General features: G+C 65.3%; 19 protein-coding genes. 11 read left to right on the forward strand and 8 right to left on the reverse strand.

The features are described 5' to 3' along the window. Positions 1–84: 84 nt before the first annotated feature. The 3 genes from KZZ07_RS08620 to KZZ07_RS08630 form a co-directional block, all read right to left on the reverse strand. A complete protein-coding gene (locus KZZ07_RS08620) occupies positions 85–558 on the reverse strand; it encodes a hypothetical protein (protein WP_219513554.1) in 474 nt (157 codons plus the stop codon). A 185-nt stretch (positions 559–743) separates the two neighbouring features. After that, the gene (locus KZZ07_RS08625) at positions 744–2,078 is read right to left on the reverse strand and encodes an ammonium transporter (RefSeq protein WP_219513555.1); all 1,335 of its coding nucleotides are present in this window, start codon (positions 2,076–2,078) and stop codon (positions 744–746) included. Between the two features lie 30 nt (positions 2,079–2,108). Then, entirely contained in the window at positions 2,109–2,447 is a 339-nt protein-coding gene (locus KZZ07_RS08630) for a P-II family nitrogen regulator (protein ID WP_043142336.1), read from the reverse strand. 253 nt (positions 2,448–2,700) lie between these two features. Between KZZ07_RS08630 and KZZ07_RS08635 the strand changes: the two genes are divergently transcribed. Beyond that, entirely contained in the window at positions 2,701–4,851 is a 2,151-nt protein-coding gene (locus tag KZZ07_RS08635; protein WP_219513556.1) for a transglycosylase domain-containing protein, read from the forward strand. Between the two features lie 169 nt (positions 4,852–5,020). Beyond that, positions 5,021–5,356: a hypothetical protein gene (locus tag KZZ07_RS08640; protein WP_219513557.1), complete on the forward strand. Its 336-nt coding sequence runs from the start codon at positions 5,021–5,023 to the stop codon at positions 5,354–5,356. A gap of 199 nt (positions 5,357–5,555) precedes the next feature. Here the strand turns inward: KZZ07_RS08640 and KZZ07_RS08645 are convergent, their stop codons facing one another. Together KZZ07_RS08645 and KZZ07_RS08650 are read right to left on the reverse strand one after the other, a co-directional pair. Beyond that, positions 5,556–6,143 carry an MlaC/ttg2D family ABC transporter substrate-binding protein gene (locus tag KZZ07_RS08645; RefSeq protein ID WP_219513558.1) on the reverse strand — a complete coding sequence of 196 codons (588 nt, stop codon included), beginning with the start codon at positions 6,141–6,143 and terminating at the stop codon, positions 5,556–5,558. 13 nt (positions 6,144–6,156) lie between these two features. Next, entirely contained in the window at positions 6,157–6,972 is an 816-nt protein-coding gene (locus KZZ07_RS08650) for an MlaA family lipoprotein (protein ID WP_255564238.1), read from the reverse strand. 127 nt (positions 6,973–7,099) lie between these two features. Between KZZ07_RS08650 and KZZ07_RS08655 the strand changes: the two genes are divergently transcribed. The 6 genes from KZZ07_RS08655 to KZZ07_RS08680 all read left to right on the forward strand — a co-directional run bounded on the left by KZZ07_RS08655 (position 7,100) and on the right by KZZ07_RS08680 (position 13,020). After that, positions 7,100–8,830 (forward strand): type I secretion system permease/ATPase, encoded by a 1,731-nt coding sequence (locus KZZ07_RS08655; RefSeq protein WP_219513559.1) that lies wholly within the window; start codon positions 7,100–7,102, stop codon positions 8,828–8,830. Next, the gene (locus KZZ07_RS08660) at positions 8,827–10,131 is read left to right on the forward strand and encodes an HlyD family type I secretion periplasmic adaptor subunit (protein ID WP_219513560.1); all 1,305 of its coding nucleotides are present in this window, start codon (positions 8,827–8,829) and stop codon (positions 10,129–10,131) included. The genes KZZ07_RS08655 and KZZ07_RS08660 overlap by 4 nt, the downstream gene beginning before the upstream one ends. A gap of 154 nt (positions 10,132–10,285) precedes the next feature. Further along, positions 10,286–10,750 (forward strand): RidA family protein, encoded by a 465-nt coding sequence (locus KZZ07_RS08665; RefSeq protein WP_043142615.1) that lies wholly within the window; start codon positions 10,286–10,288, stop codon positions 10,748–10,750. Then, positions 10,750–11,499 carry a glycerophosphodiester phosphodiesterase family protein gene (locus KZZ07_RS08670; RefSeq protein ID WP_219513561.1) on the forward strand — a complete coding sequence of 250 codons (750 nt, stop codon included), beginning with the start codon at positions 10,750–10,752 and terminating at the stop codon, positions 11,497–11,499. The genes KZZ07_RS08665 and KZZ07_RS08670 overlap by 1 nt, the downstream gene beginning before the upstream one ends. A 34-nt stretch (positions 11,500–11,533) precedes the next feature. Next, positions 11,534–12,733, forward strand: a complete 1,200-nt coding sequence (locus tag KZZ07_RS08675) for a GNAT family N-acetyltransferase (protein WP_219513563.1) — start codon at positions 11,534–11,536, stop codon at positions 12,731–12,733. After that, positions 12,730–13,020, forward strand: coding sequence for a 4a-hydroxytetrahydrobiopterin dehydratase (locus tag KZZ07_RS08680; RefSeq protein ID WP_219513564.1), 291 nt, complete (start codon positions 12,730–12,732; stop codon positions 13,018–13,020). Before KZZ07_RS08675 ends, KZZ07_RS08680 begins: the two co-directional genes overlap by 4 nt. A 48-nt stretch (positions 13,021–13,068) precedes the next feature. On the opposite strand, the gene KZZ07_RS08685 is transcribed toward KZZ07_RS08680, so the two are convergent. After that, positions 13,069–13,557 (reverse strand): peroxiredoxin, encoded by a 489-nt coding sequence (locus tag KZZ07_RS08685; protein WP_219513565.1) that lies wholly within the window; start codon positions 13,555–13,557, stop codon positions 13,069–13,071. A gap of 82 nt (positions 13,558–13,639) precedes the next feature. Between KZZ07_RS08685 and KZZ07_RS08690 the strand changes: the two genes are divergently transcribed. From KZZ07_RS08690 to KZZ07_RS08700, 3 genes are all read left to right on the forward strand, one after another. Further along, complete coding sequence (locus KZZ07_RS08690) at positions 13,640–14,848, forward strand: NAD(P)/FAD-dependent oxidoreductase (RefSeq protein WP_219513566.1); 1,209 nt, start codon at positions 13,640–13,642, stop codon at positions 14,846–14,848. Then, positions 14,845–15,408 (forward strand): 16S rRNA (guanine(966)-N(2))-methyltransferase RsmD, encoded by a 564-nt coding sequence (gene rsmD / locus KZZ07_RS08695; RefSeq protein ID WP_219513567.1) that lies wholly within the window; start codon positions 14,845–14,847, stop codon positions 15,406–15,408. The genes KZZ07_RS08690 and rsmD overlap by 4 nt, the downstream gene beginning before the upstream one ends. A 98-nt stretch (positions 15,409–15,506) precedes the next feature. Continuing rightward, a complete protein-coding gene (locus KZZ07_RS08700) occupies positions 15,507–16,487 on the forward strand; it encodes an MBL fold metallo-hydrolase (protein ID WP_219513568.1) in 981 nt (326 codons plus the stop codon). 77 nt (positions 16,488–16,564) lie between these two features. Here KZZ07_RS08700 and KZZ07_RS08705 read toward each other — a convergent pair whose 3' ends face one another. Both KZZ07_RS08705 and map read right to left on the reverse strand, forming a co-directional pair. After that, positions 16,565–17,764, reverse strand: coding sequence for an MFS transporter (locus tag KZZ07_RS08705; protein ID WP_219513569.1), 1,200 nt, complete (start codon positions 17,762–17,764; stop codon positions 16,565–16,567). Positions 17,765–17,768: 4 nt separating this feature from the next. Then, positions 17,769–18,578: a type I methionyl aminopeptidase gene (gene map, locus KZZ07_RS08710; RefSeq protein ID WP_219513571.1), complete on the reverse strand. Its 810-nt coding sequence runs from the start codon at positions 18,576–18,578 to the stop codon at positions 17,769–17,771. Positions 18,579–18,671: the final 93 nt, after the last annotated feature.

Raw genomic sequence — 18,671 nt, forward strand, 5'->3', positions numbered from 1 at the left:
CCCCGGCAAGGCGTCAGCCCGTCGCGTCGTGTACGTTTTGTACAAAACGTACACCGTTTTCAGCATTTTGTACAAAACACAAGTTCAGGTTGAAATTCTGACCTGCCCCCCATGCTGACGGTCCAGGAACTGCCTGACGGCGGCCTGATCCGACGGTGAAATCCCGGCCCGGTGGATGATCCAGTCCGCCGCCTCATGGATGTCCAGCGTCACCAGTGTGTTCTCTTGTTTGCGCACGCCAGACAGCTCGAAATAGGTGGCCGACATCCGCATCATGCCAAAGTTGGTGTCGTTGCTCACGACATAGGCGGCAACGCCACCGGGCACGTCGAGCCCCCGCGCCTTGAGTCGTTCGGCGTATCGGCGCATATCCGCGCCGGTGAAGGGCGCCATGTCGACGTCGCGCATGTCGAAAAGGACCGGACGGTTCATGTCCGAGGCAGAACCGCCCCCGTCCCGAACCGCGAGGAAGGCTGCGATCGTTTCGTCCAGATCGACGTCGCCCGACAGATGCCAGTACCGGATGCCGGGCACTTCCAGGAAGTCGTGAGATATCATTGGCGCTCCAGGAAAGCCGTCTGTGTTTCCCTTAGGGAAAGCAGAATTTCGACAAAGCCTCCACGAGACAACCGTGCAAAGGCTCATGCTGGTGCAAAAGAATCACTCTGTACCCTACAGGAAGGAAAAAACCCGGGCGCGAGCGCCCGGGCCAGTGGTCACAAAAGCTGAGAGGAAGGAGAACCTCAGCCTTTGGAGAACTCGGGGTATGCCTCCATACCCAGCTCGGCCATGTCGAGACCGGTGATCTCTTCCTCTTCCGAGACACGGATGCCCATGACGGCCTTGAGGATGAACCAGACGATCAGCGATGCGACGAAAGTGAAGACACCGTAGCCGATGATGCCGATGATCTGCGTCGAGAGGCTGGCGTCACCGTTGTAGAAGACCACGGCGATGGTGCCCCAGATGCCGGCGCAGAGGTGCACCGGGATGGCGCCGACCACGTCGTCGATCTTGAACTTGTCCAGCATCGGCACGGCGAAGACCACGATGATACCGCCGATGGCACCGATCCAGAGCGACCCGAAGAGCGAGGGTGCAAGCGGTTCGGCGGTGATCGAGACCAGGCCCGCCAGGGCGCCGTTCAGGACCATCGTCAGGTCGACCTTCTTGTACAGGATCTGCGTCAGGATCATCGCGGCGATGGCTCCAGCCGCAGCGGCCATGTTGGTGTTGGCAAAGATGCGCGACACGTCCGACACGTCACCCACGGTGCCCATTGCCAGCTGCGAACCGCCGTTGAAGCCGAACCAGCCCAGCCACAGGATGAACGTACCCAGGGTTGCCAGCGCCAGGTTGGACCCCGGGATCGGGTGCACCTTGCCGTCCTTGCCGAACTTGCCGATCCGCGGGCCAAGAACGATGGCACCTGCGAGCGCGGCCCAGCCACCGACCGAGTGCACGACCGTCGAGCCGGCGAAGTCGGAGAAGCCCATTTCGGACAACCAGCCGCCGCCCCACTGCCAGGAGCCGGAGATCGGGTACATGACGCCGGTCAGCACGACGACGAAGACCAGGAAGGGCCACAGCTTGATCCGCTCGGCCAGGGCGCCCGACACGATCGAAGCGGTGGCGGCAACAAAGACCAGCTGGAAGAAGAAGTCCGACCCGATCGAAGCGTAGTCAAGCGCTGCATCCGCAGCGGCCACGCCAACCGGATCCAGGACGGTCGGGCTGAAGAACGGGCCGACGTAGCCGGTCATGATCCAGCCGTCGCCCGGGTACATCAGGTTGAAGCCGATGAGCCAGTACATGATCGCGGCAACCGAGTAGAGCGCGATGTTCTTGGTCATCTGCATGGTGACGTTCTTGGACCGCACCAGGCCGCCTTCGAGCATCGCAAAGCCCGCGGCCATGAAGAACACCAGGAAGCCTGCCATGCAGAACAGCAGGGTCGTCATGATGTAGGGGCCGATCTCGTCGAAACCGGGCGCTGCGGCCTCAGCGTCCTGTGCCAGGCCCATGCTCGGCAGGGCCAGCAGAAGCGCGGCCGGCGCAAGCGTCTTGAGAAGTTTCATGTCGTTATCCCTCATGATGAACTGCGCGCGTCAAAGCGCGTCTGCGTCGGTTTCGCCGGTGCGCACACGCACGGCTTGCTGAACGTCGAGCACGAAGATCTTGCCGTCGCCGATCTTGCCGGTCTGCGCGGTGGTCTTGATGGTCTCGATCACCTGGTCGGCCATCGACGACGAAACGACGATTTCCAGTTTGATTTTCGGCACGAAATTCACAGCGTATTCGGCGCCGCGGTAGATTTCGGTATGGCCGGACTGAGAGCCGAAGCCCTTGATTTCCGTTACCATCATGCCGCGCACGCCGATGCCGGTGAGGGCTTCGCGCACCTCTTCCAGCTTGAACGGCTTGATCGTTGCAATGATCAGTTTCACCTTGGTCCCCTTCGGTCTGGCAGGGTCGCCCCTGCAATGCACCCGCAGCAAAACTGGTCCGGGGCCTCGAAATGAAGGGATTGGCCCGGATTTCGGGCAAATTTTCGGGCCCCAGCGCACATTTTTTAGGCTTATGTGTATTTGCGCTCAAAATTTCATCACAAAATAAACCTCTGTTGCGCTCGGCGATGGTCAACATTCCCGGCCGGGACAGGTAGAGTCGGGCTCAAACAAGAGTGACAGGCAGATCTTGATGAGTTCCTCGAAGGGCAAATCCGGCCGCTTGGTGGCCGACAGGCGCTACACGCGCAAACCGGCGAAATCCGCCGCAAAGCCGACGCGCAGCCGAAAGACCAAAACGCGGCGCAAGCCCGCCCGCCAGCGGCGCGGCGGCATCCTGGGCTTTTTCGGCGCGATCCTTCGCTGGATCCTGCGGCTGATCTGGCGTGTGACGCTGTCGGCAACGGTGGTCGTGGCACTGATCCTTGGATCGGCGGTGCTCTATGTCTACAGCGGGCTGCCCGACATGTCGCAGGTGACGGACGGGCGCGCACGCGGATCGGTGACGCTGCTGGACCGCGACGGAAAGGTCTTTGCCCTGCGCGGCGACCAGTTCGGCGGCGCGGTGACGGCGGACACCGTGTCCGAGCACCTCAAGAACGCGGTGGTGGCAACCGAGGACCGGCGGTTCTACTGGCATTTCGGTGTCAGTCCGCGCGGCGTGGCCAGCGCGATCCGCATCAACCTGCGCGAGGGGCGCGGGCCGCTGTCGGGTCACGGCGGGTCGACGATCACCCAGCAGACCGCGAAACTGCTGTGCCTGGGCGTGCAGTACGACCCCGACGAGTGGGAGTCCGAGGCCGATTACGTCGCCGACTGCCGTCGCGGTTCGCTGTCGCGCAAGGCGCAGGAGGCGATCTATGCCATCGCGATGGAGGCCAAGTATACCAAGGACGAGATCCTCTCGATCTATCTCAACCGCGCCTACATGGGGGGCGGAGCCTATGGCGCCGAGGCGGCGGCGCAGCGCTATTTCGCCAAACCGGCGGCAGCCCTGAACCCGGCAGAGGCCGCGATGCTGGCGGGGCTGCTGACCGCGCCCTCGATGCTGGCGCCCACCTCGAACCTCAAGCGCAGCCAGGACCGCGCTGCGACCGTGCTGCGCCTGATGTACGACCAGGGCTATCTCAGCGAAGAGGACATGCGCCACTACCAGGCCAATCCGGCTGTGCTGGCGGAGGGCGCGCGCAACCTGGGCGGCGGCTATTTCGGGGACTGGATCATGTCGTCGGACATGGACTACCTGATCGGCGACACGACAGAGGACGTGATCATCGAAACCACGCTGGACCAGCGCATCCAGCGCGCCACCGCCAGCGCGGTCAACAAGATCTTTTCCGAGAAGGTGCGCGAAGGATCGAAGGCGCAGGTGGCGGTGATCGTAATGTCGGCGGACGGCGCGGTGCGCGGCATGGTCGGCGGGCGGGACACGGATGCCACCGGCCTGTTCAACCGCGCCACGCAGGCGGTGCGCCAGACCGGATCGGCCTTCAAACCCTTTGTCTATGCCACGGCGCTGGAACTGGGTTATTCGCCGCTGGATACAGTGGTGGATGAACCCTATTGCCTGAACATCCCCGGATCGGGCCAGTGGTGCCCCGAGAACTACTCGCGCCAGCACTATGGCCGGGTGCCCCTGGAAGAGGCGCTGCGGAAATCGCTGAACATTCCGGCGGTCAAGGTTTCGGAAACCGTGGGGCGTGACCTGGTGCTGCGGGTGGCGCGCGATTTCGGCATCCACCGCGAACTGGCGGACACGCCCGCGCTGGCGCTGGGTGCCGCCGAGGCGACCCTGCTGGAGATGACCGGCGCCTATGCCGGCATCCTGAACGGCGGGTCGTCGGTGCGGCCCTACGGCCAGCAGCTGATCCGCTACAAGGGCACGTCCGATCCGCTGATGGAGGCCAGCGGCGGCATGGGCGAACGGGTGATCCGCGAAGAGGCGGCCCGCCAGCTGGTCTGGATGATGCAGCGGGTGGTGGCCCAGGGCACCGGTGGCCGCGCCGCCCTGCCCGACCGCCAGGTCGCGGGCAAGACCGGCACCAGCCAGGAGGCGCGCGACGCCTGGTTCGTGGGATTTACCGCCGATTACGTCGCCGGGGTCTGGATGGGCTATGACGACAACACGCCTTTGACCGGCGTGACCGGCAGCGGCCTGCCCGCGGAAATCTGGCACGAGGTCATGGTGCGGGTCCACGAGGGCCTGCCGGTGCGCCCCCTGCCGATGATGGAACCGGTGCCGCCAAAGGTCCCCGAACCGGAACCCCAGCCGGTGCCCCGCCAGCCGCAACGGCGCGATTCGATCCTGGAACAGGTGCTGCGCGACATCCTGGGCGGCAACTGAGGCCACCTGCCCGCACAGCGGACAAAACAACGGCCGGCCCCAAGGGGGCCGGCTCTTTGGTACAAATGATACGCGTGAGACCCCGCAGTGGGGTCGGAGCGCAGTGACCGCTTTGGGCCCGCAGCTACCAGAAAAGCGTTGAGCTATTCTGAGGACGAAGGAGAATAATTTGTCGGATGTAGCATCACGAATTGCGGCAATTTTAGACTTCGCGGTAGCGGTGGCGCTGGCGGCTAGTGTCGTTTTAGTCATGCTTGTTTTTGCGGATTTATTCACGCCTCCCGCCGGTACAGTCGGGACGCATCCTAATTATCTAACTAATTCGACAAAGGCTGCTGTGTTTGTAGGGCTGCTTTTAAGCCCGACCATAGGTTGTGCAATCGCATGGCCGATTCATGTTTGCCAGCAGCGTCGGGACCAGCCGGTTTTCCCGTGGCTACGCTTTGTGGTTTTGGCGTCGGCGGTATGGACATGGTTTGTTTTTGCGGCTTTGAGTGATCTCTGATCTGCTCAATGGCAGCTTCGTCCCGCACAGCCGACATTCACCGCAACCCTCTCCCGAAGCTTTCTTCGAGAAATGGTTTCTTGGCATCGGGCTGTTCTGAAGCGCTCTCTGCTCTGCACCACATCAATTGATGCAAAGGGCCGGCCCCAGGGGGACCGGCCCGTAATCATTCGGCGGGCAGGATGCCCGGTCGCGCGGCTCAGCCAGCCCGGCGCAGGTCGGCGATCAGTTGGTCGATGTTGCCGCGACGGGCATCCAGCATGGCGCCGATCTCTTCCTTTTCGGACAGCAGCATGTCGGCGCCTTCCACGAAGAGGTTGTAGAACCGGTTCGAGTCGGACACGCGGAACGCGGTTTCCAGCGTCTTGGACCCGCTCATGTGAGCGACGCAGCGCACCTCGTAGCCACGGCTGATGGCATGGACCGACTGCACCTCGATACGCCCACCCTGGAACTCGCGGAACCGCTTGCCGTATTTGCGCGCGATGTAGCCGGTGAAGGCCTCTGTAAAGGCCTTGCGCTGCGCGTTGCTGGCGCGGCGCGCGGCAACCCCCAGAACGTTCGCGGCGATCAGCGGCGTATCGCCGTATTTCTTGAACAGCCGCTCGAACTCACGGTACATCGACGCTTCGGACCTGCCCGAGGCGATGACCGTGTTGATCTCGTTCACGAGGCTGTTCACGAGGTTCGCCGCCTGCTGTCCGGTCAGGGCAAGGGCGGGCATGGCGGGCATCGCGGCCAGGGCCGCGCCCGCCGCGATGAAATGCCGGCGGTTGAGATGGGTCATCACGGGACTCCTCCTAGAAACCTTCAGTGTCGACGGCGAAGGGATCGAAATCCGCCCCCGGCGCCTCTTCGCCCAGCTCGTAGCGGCGCTGTTGCAGGTAAATCAACCGCAGCTGCGTGTAGCTGTCGGCGCTGTCGTAGAGCACCGAATCGACCGTACCGCTGAACTGGCTACGCTCGCCAAACTTGTCGATGGCCTTGGCGACCGTACCGACATAACGATCTGGAGTCGGCACGACATATTTCAATGGGTCGGTGAAAAGGTCGACGATGTCACCGGCGGTATCCCGCTCGGTCGAGGGCCCCAGCAGGGGCACTTCGAGGTAGGCGCCCTCGGGTGCGCCCCAGACGGCCAGCGTTTCACCGAAATCGGTCTCGTCGGGCTTGAGACCCCATTCATTGGCCACGTCGAACAGGCCGCCGACACCGATGGTGGCGTTCAGCGTAAAGCGCATGGTGTTGCTGGTTGCGCGCAGCAGGCGCCCCTGAAGCAGCTGATTGACCACGGTTTGCGGCAGCGACACCGTGTCGGCGAAACTGGAAACGCGATCCTGCACGAAGGGCGGCACGGTCTCGGTGTAGCCCGGCCCGTCTCCGCTGAAAAAGGTCTTGTCGACCTTCTTGTTGAATTCGTGCACCTTGCGGTTCTGCGCCTCGTAGGGATCATGGATGCCCCCCGGGGCGCCCTCGGGTCCCGGAACGGAACAGCCCGCAATGCCCAAAACGACGGTCAGAACCACAAACGGCCTTACATTCACCATCAACCCCCAGTCCTCTTCAACCCCCTTGGGAAAGCCACGCGGCTTCCGTAGAAGGGTAGGTAGATTCATCTCCGCTCCTTCCCAACGAAGGATCCCGGAATCCCCGGCCATGTGGCACAATAGCGACATGAGGCGGGACAGGGTTTCACTGTCACCGATTCCGGCCCAAGACACAACGAAGGGCTGATACAGGCATATGAGCATGGCACAGAAAGACACCGGCCGCGACGAATTGCGGGCAGCCCGCAAGCAAAGCCGACCATACTACTGGTTCGTCGGCATCTTCAGCTTTTTCGTCAACATGCTGATGCTGACCGGCCCGATGTACATGCTGCAGGTCTATGACCGCGTGCTTGGCTCGCGCTCGGAGGCGACGCTGATCGCGCTCTCGGTGCTGGTGGTCTTCCTTTATTCGATGATGGGCCTGCTGGACTACGTCCGGGGCCGAATCATGGGCCGGGTGGCGGCGCGGTTCCAGGCGGCGCTGGACCTGCGGGTCTTCGATGCGGTGTTGCGGCGCGCGGCGGTGCAGAACGACGAACTGGCACAAACCGGGCTGAGAGACCTGGAATCGGTGCAGCGGCTGATGTCCTCGCCGGTGCTGATGGCCTTTTTCGACATTCCCTGGACGCCCTTCTTCATCTTCGCGATCTTCATCTTCCACCCCTGGATGGGCATCCTTGCGATCTGCGGCGGCCTGTTCCTGATCGCAGTGACGCTGGTCAACCAGATGGTCAGCAAGAACCCGACCCAGAAATCCAACGTCGCCGTGATGCAGGCGGAACGCACCTCGGACCAGATCCGCCAGGAGGCGGAGATGGTGCAGGCGCTGGGGATGCGCGGGGACGCCTTCACCCGCTGGATGCAGGCGCGGTCGCAGGCGCTGTCGGGGCAGATCCATTCCGCTGACCTCACCGGCACCTTCACCACGATCACCAAGACCTTCCGGATGCTGCTGCAGTCGGCCATGCTGGGCCTCGGGGCCTATCTTGTCCTGCAGGGCGAACTGACGCCGGGCGCGATGATCGCCGGGTCGATCCTGATGGGCCGGGCACTGGCGCCGATCGAACTGCTGATCGGGCAGTGGGTGCTGGTGCAGAGGGCGCGCAAGGGCTGGGACAACCTGGCACAGCTGCTGACCGAGGTGCCCGAGGCGGGCAACCCCACCGCCCTGCCGAAACCCAAGGCCAAGCTGGACGTGCAACAGCTGACCGTCGTCGCTCCGGGCGAACAGCAGGCGGCGCTGCGGCTGGTCTCCTTCAGCGTCGGGCCGGGCCAGGCCTGTGGCGTGATCGGGCCGTCAGGCGCGGGCAAGTCGACGCTGGCGCGCGCGCTGACCGGGGTCTGGCGCCCTGCGGGCGGCAAGATCCGGCTCGATGGCGCCTCGCTGGAACAGTACGGCGCCGAGACGCTGGGCAAGCACATCGGCTACCTGCCGCAGCGGGTGACACTGTTCGACGGCACCATCGCCGAGAACATCGCCCGCCTGTCACCCCAGCCCGACGCCGAAATGGTTGTCGAGGCGGCGATGAAGGCCGACGCGCACGAGATGATCCTGAAATTGCCGCAGGGCTATGATACAAGGGTCTCGGCTGCCGGCGGGCGGCTGTCGGGCGGCCAGATGCAACGTATCGGGCTGGCCCGTGCGATGTATGGCGATCCGGTTGTTCTGGTCCTGGATGAGCCGAACTCGAACCTCGACAACGAGGGGTCCGAGGCGGTGAACAAGGCGATCAAGACCTTCAAGGCCGAAGGCAAGATCGTGCTGATCATGGCCCACCGCCCGGCGGCCATCAAGGAATGCGACCTGCTCCTGATGCTGGAAAACGGCGGGCGCGCGGCCTTCGGGCCCAAGGACGAGGTGTTGCAGGCCATGGTCAAGAACCACCAGCAATTGCAGAAAGCCGGACCGGGAGGCGTCAGATGAGCCCCGAAAAACAGTTTTCCCTACGCATGCCGATGATCTTTGGCATCATCGGCCTGACGATCCTTGTCGGCGGCTTCGGCACCTGGGCGGCAACGACGAATATCTCGGGCGCCATCGTGGCCTCTGGCCAGATCGAGGTCGACCAGAACCGACAGGTGGTGCAGCACCCGGACGGCGGCGTGGTCGCCAAGATCCTGGTGGACGAGGGCGACACGGTCGAGGAAGGCCAGGTGCTGATCCGGCTGGACCCGACGCTGCTGCTCTCCGAGCTGAACATCATCGAGGGCCAGCTTTACGAGATCATGTCGCGCCGTGCCCGCCTGCAGGCGGAACGGGACGCCAAGGACGAGATCGTCTTTGCCGAGGAAGTGCTGAACCGCGCCGAGACCGATCCGGAGGTCGCCGAACTGGTCGAGGGCCAACGCAATCTCTTCTTCGCCCGGCGCGATTCCATCGAGGGTGAGATCGGGCAATTGCGCAAACGCTCAGACCAGATCGCCGACCAGGTGATCGGCATCGACGCCCAGCAGGATGCCCTGGCGCGCCAGTTGGAACTGATCGAGGAAGAGCTGGTCAACAAGGAGGGACTGCGCGCGCAGGGGCTGGTCCGGGCGCCGGAAATCCTGGCCCTGCAACGCGAGGAAGCGCGGCTGGCCGGATCGGTGGGTGAACTCAAGGCCTCGAAGGCACAGGCCGAGGGCCGCATCACCGAAATCGACATCCAGATCCTCAGCCTGCAGACCAAGCGCCGCGAAGAGGCGATCACCACCCTGCGCGACCTGCAGTTCCGCGAGCGCGAGCTGGCCGAGAAACGCCTGGCCATCCGCGAGCGGCTGAACCGGCTGGACATCACCGCGCCCGTGGGCGGGGTGATCTACGGTCTGACGGTCTTTGCCCCGCGCTCGGTCATCCGCCCGGCGGACCCGGTGCTTTTCATCGTGCCGCAGGACCGCCCGCTGGTGATTGCCGCGCAGGTCGAACCGATCCATATCGACAAGCTTTTTGTCGACCAGGAAGTCTCCTTGCGGTTTTCCTCGCTCGACCAGCGACAGACGCCGGAACTGTTCGGCCGTGTGGTGCAGATCTCGGCCGATGCCTTCGAGGACCAGAACTCGCGCGTGCGCTACTATCGCGCCGAGATCGTGCTGAACGAGGGCGAGATCGACCGCCTGCCCGAGGGCGCGGCACTGATCCCCGGCATGCCGGTCGAGGCCTTCATCCGCACCGAGGACCGCACGCCGCTGGCCTACCTGGTCAAACCCTTCACGGATTACTTCGCCAAGGCCTTCCGCGAAAGCTGAGGGTCCCGGGGAAGCGGTTTGAAAACCGCTTCAACGCCTTTGCAAAGGCGTTGGGCAAGGCTCTTTCCAAGAGCCTTGTGGCGCGCGGTCTGGGCGCTTGCGCCCGCATTCCGGCGCCGTTAGCGTGGCCGCGAAATCCGACGAGGAACGTATCATGACCAATGCCATCGACGCCCGCCTGGCCGAACTGGGCCTGACCCTGCCCGACGCGCCCGCCCCTGCCGCCAACTACGTGCCCTACGTCCTGTCGGGCAACCTGGTCTTTGTCTCCGGCCAGATCAGCATGAACGCGGACGGTCTGATCACCGGCAAGCTGGGCGCCGGGCTAAGCGTCGAAGAGGGCGCCGCCGCCGCCCGCGCCTGCGCGCTGAGCCTGCTGGCACAGGTCAAGGCGGCCTGCGGCGGCGACCTGAGCCGCCTCAAGCGGGTGGTCAAGCTGACCGGCTTCGTCAACTCCACCGATGATTTCACCGACCAGCCCAAGGTCATCAACGGCGCCAGCGACACGCTGGTCGAGATCCTGGGCGATGCGGGGCGGCACTCGCGCTCTGCCGTCTCTGCCGCCGCGCTGCCGCTGGGCGTCGCCGTCGAGATCGAAGGCATCTTCGAGATCGCGTGATGATCCCCCTGCCCGCGGCCTTCCTGGACCGCCCGATCGCGCACCGCGCCCTGCACGGGCCCGGGCGGCCCGAAAACTCGCGCGCGGCGATCCGCGCGGCGATGGCCGCAGGCTATGCCATCGAGATCGACCTGCAACTGTCGAAAGATGGGCAGGCGATGGTCTTTCACGACTACGCGCTGACACGGCTGACCGGCGCCAGCGGGCCGATCCAGCAGCGCAGCGCCGATGAACTGGCGGGCCTGACCCTGATCGGCGGGGATGAGGGCGTGCCCCTGTTCGCCGAGGTGCTGAAGATCGTCGGCGGCGCCGTGCCGCTGCTGGTCGAATTCAAGGACCAGGACGGACGGATGGGGCCCGACATCGGACGGCTGGAACGCGCCGCCGCCGAGGCCGCGCAGGGGTACGAGGGGCCGCTGGCCTTCATGTCCTTCAATCCGCATTCAGCGGCAGAGATGGCGCGACTGTGCCCCGAGATCCCGCGCGGATTGACCACCTGCGCCTGCACCCCTGCGGATCACCCGACCCTGGGCGCCGAGGCCCGCGCGGCCCTGCGCGAGATGCCGGGGATCGCGGAGATGGGCGCCGGTTTCATCAGCCACGATCACCATGATCTGAACAGCCCGCAGGTGGCCCGGCAAAAGGCGCGTGGACTGAACGTGCTGTGCTGGACGGTCAGGTCGCCCGAAGAGGAGGCGCAGGCGCGGCAGGTCGCCGAGAATGTGACCTTCGAATGGTACATGGCTTGATCGGCGCGCAACAGATGCCAGATTGAGCGATGTCATGACGGATCAAAGCCAGACCCCCACCCTGACCGTCGAGGTCCTGTCCTCGCTCAGCCAGATCGCGCCCGCGACCTGGGATGCCTGCTCCTGCCCCGAGGCCGCGGACGGCGGGCGCCCCAACGATCCCTTCACCACCCATCGCTTTCTCAAGGCGCTGGAGGACAGCGGATCGGTCGGGGCGGGCACTGGCTGGGATCCGCGCTACCTGGTGGTCCGCGACGGGGAAGAGACGATTGCCGTGGCGCCGATGTACGGCAAGAGCCACAGCCAGGGCGAATATATCTTCGATTTCAATTGGGCCCATGCCTACGAGGGCGCGGGCGGGCGGTATTATCCCAAGCTCCAGATCGCGGTGCCGTTTACCCCCGCCACCGGGCGGCGCTTTCTGACCAAGCCCGGGCACGAGGTTGCGGGCATGTCGGCGCTGGTGCAGGGGGCGGTGCAGCTGGGGGCGGAAAACCGGCTGTCGTCGATGCACGTAACCTTCTGCACCGAGGCAGAGGCCATCGCGGGCGAGGAAATGGGGCTGCTTCGGCGGCTGACGCAGCAATTCCACTGGCAGAACCACGATTACGCGGATTTCGACGCTTTTCTTGCCACCTTGAGTTCACGCAAGCGCAAGAACATACGCAAGGAACGCGCCCGCGCGCAGGATTTCGGCGGCCAGATCGAGATGCTGACCGGCGACCAGATCCGCCCCGAACACTGGGATGCCTTCTGGGTCTTTTACCAGGACACGGGCAGCCGCAAATGGGGCACGCCCTACCTGACGCGGGCCTTCTTCGAGGCGGCGCATGAAACCCTGCGCGACGATATCGCGTTGGTCATGTGCATGCGTGAGGGACGGCCCGTCGCGGGGGCGCTGAACTTCATCGGGCGCGACGCGCTTTATGGCCGCTACTGGGGGTGCATCGAGGATCACCCCTGCCTGCACTTCGAAGCGTGTTATTATCAGGCCATCGACCTGGCCATCGCCCTGAGGCTGGCCACGGTCGAGGCCGGGGCGCAGGGCGAACACAAGCTGGCGCGCGGCTACCTGCCGCGCCAGTGCCATTCGCTGCACTGGATCGCCGACCAGGGCTTTGCCGATGCGGTGGGGCGCTACCTGGACGCGGAGCGGCGCGCGGTGGATGAGGACATCGAGGTGCTGACCGCTTACGGCCCCTTCCGCAAGGACAGACAGGAGGACCACGAATGACCGAGAAACTGTCGGACACCGCCCGCAAGACCGTGCTGGAACCGCTTCTGGAGACAGGCTGGGAGATGGTCGAGGGGCGCGATGCGATCGCCAAGACCTACCAGTTCAAGGACTTCACCGAGGCCTTTTCCTGGATGACCCGGGCGGCACTTTGGGCCGAGAAGTGGAACCATCACCCGGAATGGTTCAACGTCTACAAGACCGTGCAGGTGACACTGTCGACCCATGACGTGGGCGGTCTGTCCGCCCTCGATGCCAAGCTGGCGCGCAAGCTGGACAGCCTGTGACAGCGGCATCGGGAGGCCCGGTCTGGTGCCGGGACTCCCGATTCGCGATCAGATCGCGGACAGCAGCGCCTCGCCGCCCGAGGTTTCGCAGACACCCGGGTTTTCCTCGAGGTGCAGGACAGAGACCGTTCCATCCTCGACCAGCATGGCATAGCGTTTGGACCGTTCGAAAAGGCCTGCGGGTGGGGCGGTGAAATTCATCCCGATGGCGCTGGTGAATTCCGACGCAGGATCGCCCAGCATGCCGATGCCCGCGCTCTCGGCGCCCGTATCCTTGCCCCAGGCGCCCATGACGAAGGGGTCGTTCACCGACAGGCAATAGATCGCGTCCACGCCCTTTTTCGCAAACCCGTCGACCGTGCGCATGAAGCTGGGCACATGGGCGGTGGTGCATGTGCCGGTATAGGCCCCCGGCAAACCAAAGATCACCACTTTGCGGCCCTTGGTCAGCTCGCTCAGCTTGACCTGTTCGGGGCCGTCGTCCCCCATACGGGACAGAGTTGCCTCTGGGAGGCTGTCACCTGCGGAAATTGCCATTGTCCTGTCGCTCCTGCGAATTGCGTTTCTCCGAAGCAGGACTATAGGGTGGCGCGGGCAAAGGAAAACCGGAGGGCGTGAAATGAGCGATGTCGTGGTGATCGGTGCAGGACAGGCCGCCGCTTCTCTGGTGGCGCGGCTGCGCTCCAAGGGGCACGAGGGCAAGATCACCCTGATCGGCGAAGAGCCGGTGCCGCCCTACCAGCGCCCACCGCTGTCCAAGGACTATCTGCTGGGCAAGATGGAACTGGAGCGGTTGTTCCTGCGGCCCGAGGCCTTTTACGCCGAGAACGGCATCGACCTGCGCACCTCCGACACCGCCGTGTCCATCGACCGGGCCGACAAGACCGTGATCGCCGGGGGAGAGGCGATTTCCTATGACCATTGCGTGTTGTGCACCGGATCTGTGCCGCGCCGCCTGCCCGGCGCCATCGGGGGCGAGCTGGAGGGCGTGCATGTCGTCCGCACGCTGCGCGACGTCGACAGAATGGCGCCCGACTGCACCGAGGGCAAACGCGTGCTGGTCGTCGGTGGCGGCTATATCGGGCTGGAGGCCGCGGCGGTCTGCACCAAGCTGGGCCTGAGCGTGACCCTTGTCGAGGCCGCCGACCGCATCCTGCAGCGGGTCGCCGCGCCGGAAACCTCGGCCTGGTTCCGTGCGCTGCACAAGGCGCGCGGCGTGGACCTGCGCGAGGGCGTGGGCCTGAGGCGGCTGATTGGCGACACCCGTGTGACCGGCGCGGAACTGGCCGATGGCACCGTTCTGGAGGTGGATTTCGTGATTGTCGGCGTCGGCATCACGCCCGCCACGGAACTGGCCGAGGCCTGCGGGCTGGAGACCGACAACGGCATCGCTGTCAACGCGCAGGGCCAGACCAGCGACCCGTCGATCTGGGCGGCGGGCGACTGCGCCTCCTTCCCGCAGAATGAGCAACGGATGCGGCTGGAATCGGTGGGCAATGCCATCGACATGGGCGAACTGGTCGCTGACAACATCATGGGCGCCGGGCGCGACTATGTCGCCAAGCCCTGGTTCTGGTCGGATCAATACGACGTCAAGCTGCAGATCGCCGGGCTGAACGCGGGCTATGACCGGATCGTGGTCCGCGATGGCGGTGACGGGCCCTGTTCGCATTGGTACTACGCCGGGGGCACCCTGCTGGCGGTGGACGCGATGAACGACAGCCGTGCCTACATGGTGGGCAAGCGCCTGATCGAGGCCGGCAAGAGCCCCGATCCCGCGGCGGTGGGCGATCCCGCCGGCGACCTCAAGGCACTGCTCAAGGCGTGAGGATCGTCGCGGGCGACTGGCGCGGGCGGCGGCTGGCCGCCCTGGGCAAGGGGGATGCGGGCGCGCATCTGCGCCCCACGACCGACCGCGTGCGCGAGGCGCTGTTCAACATGCTGGGCGGCGGACGTTTCGACGATCCTTTTGACGGAACCCGGGTGCTGGACCTGTTCGCCGGGACCGGCGCACTGGGCCTGGAGGCACTGTCGCGCGGGGCTGAAAGCGCGGTCTTTGTCGACGACGGGCGCGTGGCGGGCAAACTGATCCGGGAAAACATCAGGACGCTGGGGTGCGGCGCCCGTGCGCGGCTGATCGGGCACAATGCGACCCGCCTGCCCCCGGCAGAGGTGCCCTGCGAGCTGATCTTCCTGGACCCGCCCTATGGCAAGGCGCTGGGGGAAAAGGCGCTGGCCTCGGCCCGGGCGCAGGGCTGGATCGCTCCCGGGGCGCTGGTGGTCTGGGAAGAGAAGGCGCCGCAGGCGGCGCCCGAAGGCTTTGATCTGCTGGACACACGGCGCTATGGCGACACGCATGTGACGCTGTTGCGGGCGGTGCAGGGCTGAGGCGAGGCGCGACGGTCACCTGTTTTGCCAAGCCGCTGGAAGTTTCGCGTCTTGATGATATCTTCCCATTCAAATGCATGAATGACTGGGAGGTATCCATGTCCATCTTTCGCCCCTCGCGCCGGGATCTGCTGAACATCGCGGCCCTGTCCCCGGCGCTGGCCCTGCCCGCGCTGACGGCCGCGCCCGCCCGCGCACAGACGCTTGGCGCGCCCGCCGGAGCCAACCCCGCGCATTTCCGGTTCCAGCTGGGAGAGGCCGTGCTGACCGTCGTCTCTGACGGGCACCTGGAAATCCCGGCCAGCGGGCTGGGCGTGAATGCCGACCCCGAAGAGGTCAAGGCCTTCCTGGAAAGCTATTTCCTGTCGACCGAGACCAATTACTCGCACACCAACCACCTGGTGATCGAACTCGGCGAGGCCAAGGTGCTGGTCGATGTCGGATCGGGCAACCGATTCCTGCCGACGGCGGGCCGGTTGATGGACAACCTCGACGCTGCAGGAATCGACGCGGGCGAGATCACCCATGTGGTCATCACCCATGCCCACCCCGATCACGTCTGGGGCATCCGTGACGATTTCGACGAGGCGATCCTGCCGGACGCCCAGTTCTTCATCGGCGGCACCGAGCGCGATTTCTGGTTGCAGGACGGGCTGGTCAACACCGTGTCCACCGACATGCAGCAATTCGTCGTCGGCGCGGTCAACTCGTTGAACGTGGACGGCGCCGAATGGACCGTGGTCGGCGACGAGGCCGAGATCGCACCGGGCATCCGGGTCATCGACACGCCCGGGCACACGATGGGCCACATGTCGGTGGTGGTCGAATCCGGCGGCAAGCAGCTGATCGCTCTGGGCGACAGCATGAACCACGCCTGGATGAGCACCGTGCGCCCGGAGTGGGTCAGCAATTTCGACATGGACGGCGAGCAGACTGTGGCCACCCGCAAGCGCCTGCTGGACATGGCGGCGACGGACAGGATGGCGGTTCTGGGCTATCACTTCCCTTTCCCCGGCGTGGGGCACATCGCGGCAGAGGGCGACGCCTATCGTTTTGTCCCGGCGCTGTGGCAGTGGTGACCGGGTGAGGCGGGGTATTTTCGCCAAGAAGAAGCCATGAGCGAGGCGCCTCCGCAACGGGGGCGCCTTTGCACAGGTCAGCGAAGGCCGGCCCGGCGGCGAGCGGCGCGGTCCGAGACCACCAGCACGCCCAGCGCCACGAGCGCCACGCCGCTTGCGGCGGGGCCCAGCGCCATGAGGCCCGCGCCCTCGACCACCAGCCCGCCCAGGCCCGAGCCGACGGCGATGCCGATGTAGATCGACGCCGCGTGCAGCGACATCAGCACCGAGGCGAGCGGCGGGTTCAGCGAGACCAGCCGCAGCTGTTGCGAGGGCGAAAACAGCCAGCCGACCAGCGACCAGAAGAAGATGAAACCGAGCAGCAGCGCGCCGGGCAATGGCAGGAGCGTGAAAAGCGGCAGGCAGAGCACTTCGAGCGCGCAGATCAGCACGAGGCTGCGCGCCGGGCCCAGCCGGTCGGCCATCCGCCCGCCTACCATGTTGCCCAGGGGCGCGCCGATGCCGAAGATCAGCAGCGCGAGGCTGATGCCGTCGCGGCCATAGCCCATGGTGGCCGAGAGGAGCGGCGGCAGGTAGGTGAAGACCATGTAGATCGACCCCAGGAAAACCACGGTGAACCCCACCGTCAGCAGCGCCACCGGGTCGCGCAGCACGCCGCCGAGGTCCCTGAGCGTGACCGGGGAGAACCGCAGCCCGGCGGGCACCCGTGTCCAGACCAGAAAGAGGCAGGGCAGCGTCATGAGCGCCACCAGGGCAAAAACGCTGCGCCAGCCAAAGGTATAGGCCAGCCAGCTGCCCACCGGCACACCCGCCACCTGCGCCAGCGTGATGCCGAGAAAGACCGAGGACAGCGCGCGCCCGCGCCGTTCCGGCGGGGCCAGCGCCGCCGCGATGGCCAGCGCCACGGGCGAGACCATGCCGGCCCCTGCCGCCGCCGCCACCCGCGCCGGGTAGAGCAGGGCCATGCCCGGCGCCAGCGCCGCCAGCGCCGTGGCCGTGGCAAAGATCGCCAACCCCGCCGACAGCACTCGCCGCCGCCCGATCCGCCCCGTCAGCGCCACGAGCACCGGCGAGGTCACGGCATAGGCGATGGAATAGACCGTCAGCAGGAAGGCGACGCTTGTCACCGGCGCTTGCAGCGCCTCGGACATGGGCTCGATCATCCCGATCAGGGAAAAGGCCCCCATGCCGATGACGAAATTGCACAGCGACAGGATGGCGTAGATGCCGCGCGGGTCGCCCTCTTCGGTCCCGCGCGCCTGGGCTGTCCCTGCCATGGTCCTAGTATGTCGGGTGGAACAGCCCAGCAGGTGAGAGCGTAAAAATCTCGACCCCGTCGGCGGTCACGCCCACCGAATGCTCGAACTGGGCCGAGAGCGACTTGCCCCGGGTCACCGCCGTCCATTCGTCTGCCAGCACCTTGGTTTCCGGGCGGCCGAGGTTCACCATCGGCTCGATGGTGAAGAACATGCCCTCTTCCAGCACGGGGCCGGTGCCGGGACGGCCATAATGCAAAACGTTGGGCGGGGCGTGGAACACCTGCCCCAGACCGTGACCGCAGAAATCGCGCACCACGGACATGCGGTTCGCCTCGACAAATGTCTGGATGGCATGGCCGATGTCACCGAATGTATTGCCCGGCTTGACCGCCTCGATCCCGGTCAGCAACGAGTCATGCGTGACCTGGATCAGGCGTTCCGCCTTGCGGCTGAGCTTGCCCGCGACATACATCCGGCTGGTGTCACCGTACCAGCCGTCGACGATCACCGTCACGTCGATGTTCAGGATATCGCCGTCCTTCAGCTTTTTGTCGCCGGGGATGCCGTGGCAGACAACGTGATTGACGCTGATGCAGGTGGCGTGCTGATAGCCCTTGTAGCCGATGGTCGCCGAGGTAGCCCCCTCTTCGGTCACGCGGCGTTCGATGAAGGCGTCGATGGCGCCGGTGGTCTGGCCCGGCTCGACCAGCTCTGCCACCTCGTCCAGCAGTTGCGCGGCCAGCCGTCCGGCCACGCGCATTCCTTCGAAATCCGCCTGCGAATGGATGCGGATGCCGTCGCGGGTCAGTCGATGTCCAGCCTTGTCTTTCACGTCACGTCCTCTGCTTTTGCTCTGTATTTAACGGGCGGAGACGGGATTTGCCAGTGGGGGCGCCGCGGATGTGGCGGGCTTTGGAGGCCAAAG

This window comes from Mameliella sp. CS4, assembly GCF_019392335.1.
In the GTDB taxonomy this organism is placed as follows: Bacteria; Pseudomonadota; Alphaproteobacteria; order Rhodobacterales; family Rhodobacteraceae; genus Antarctobacter.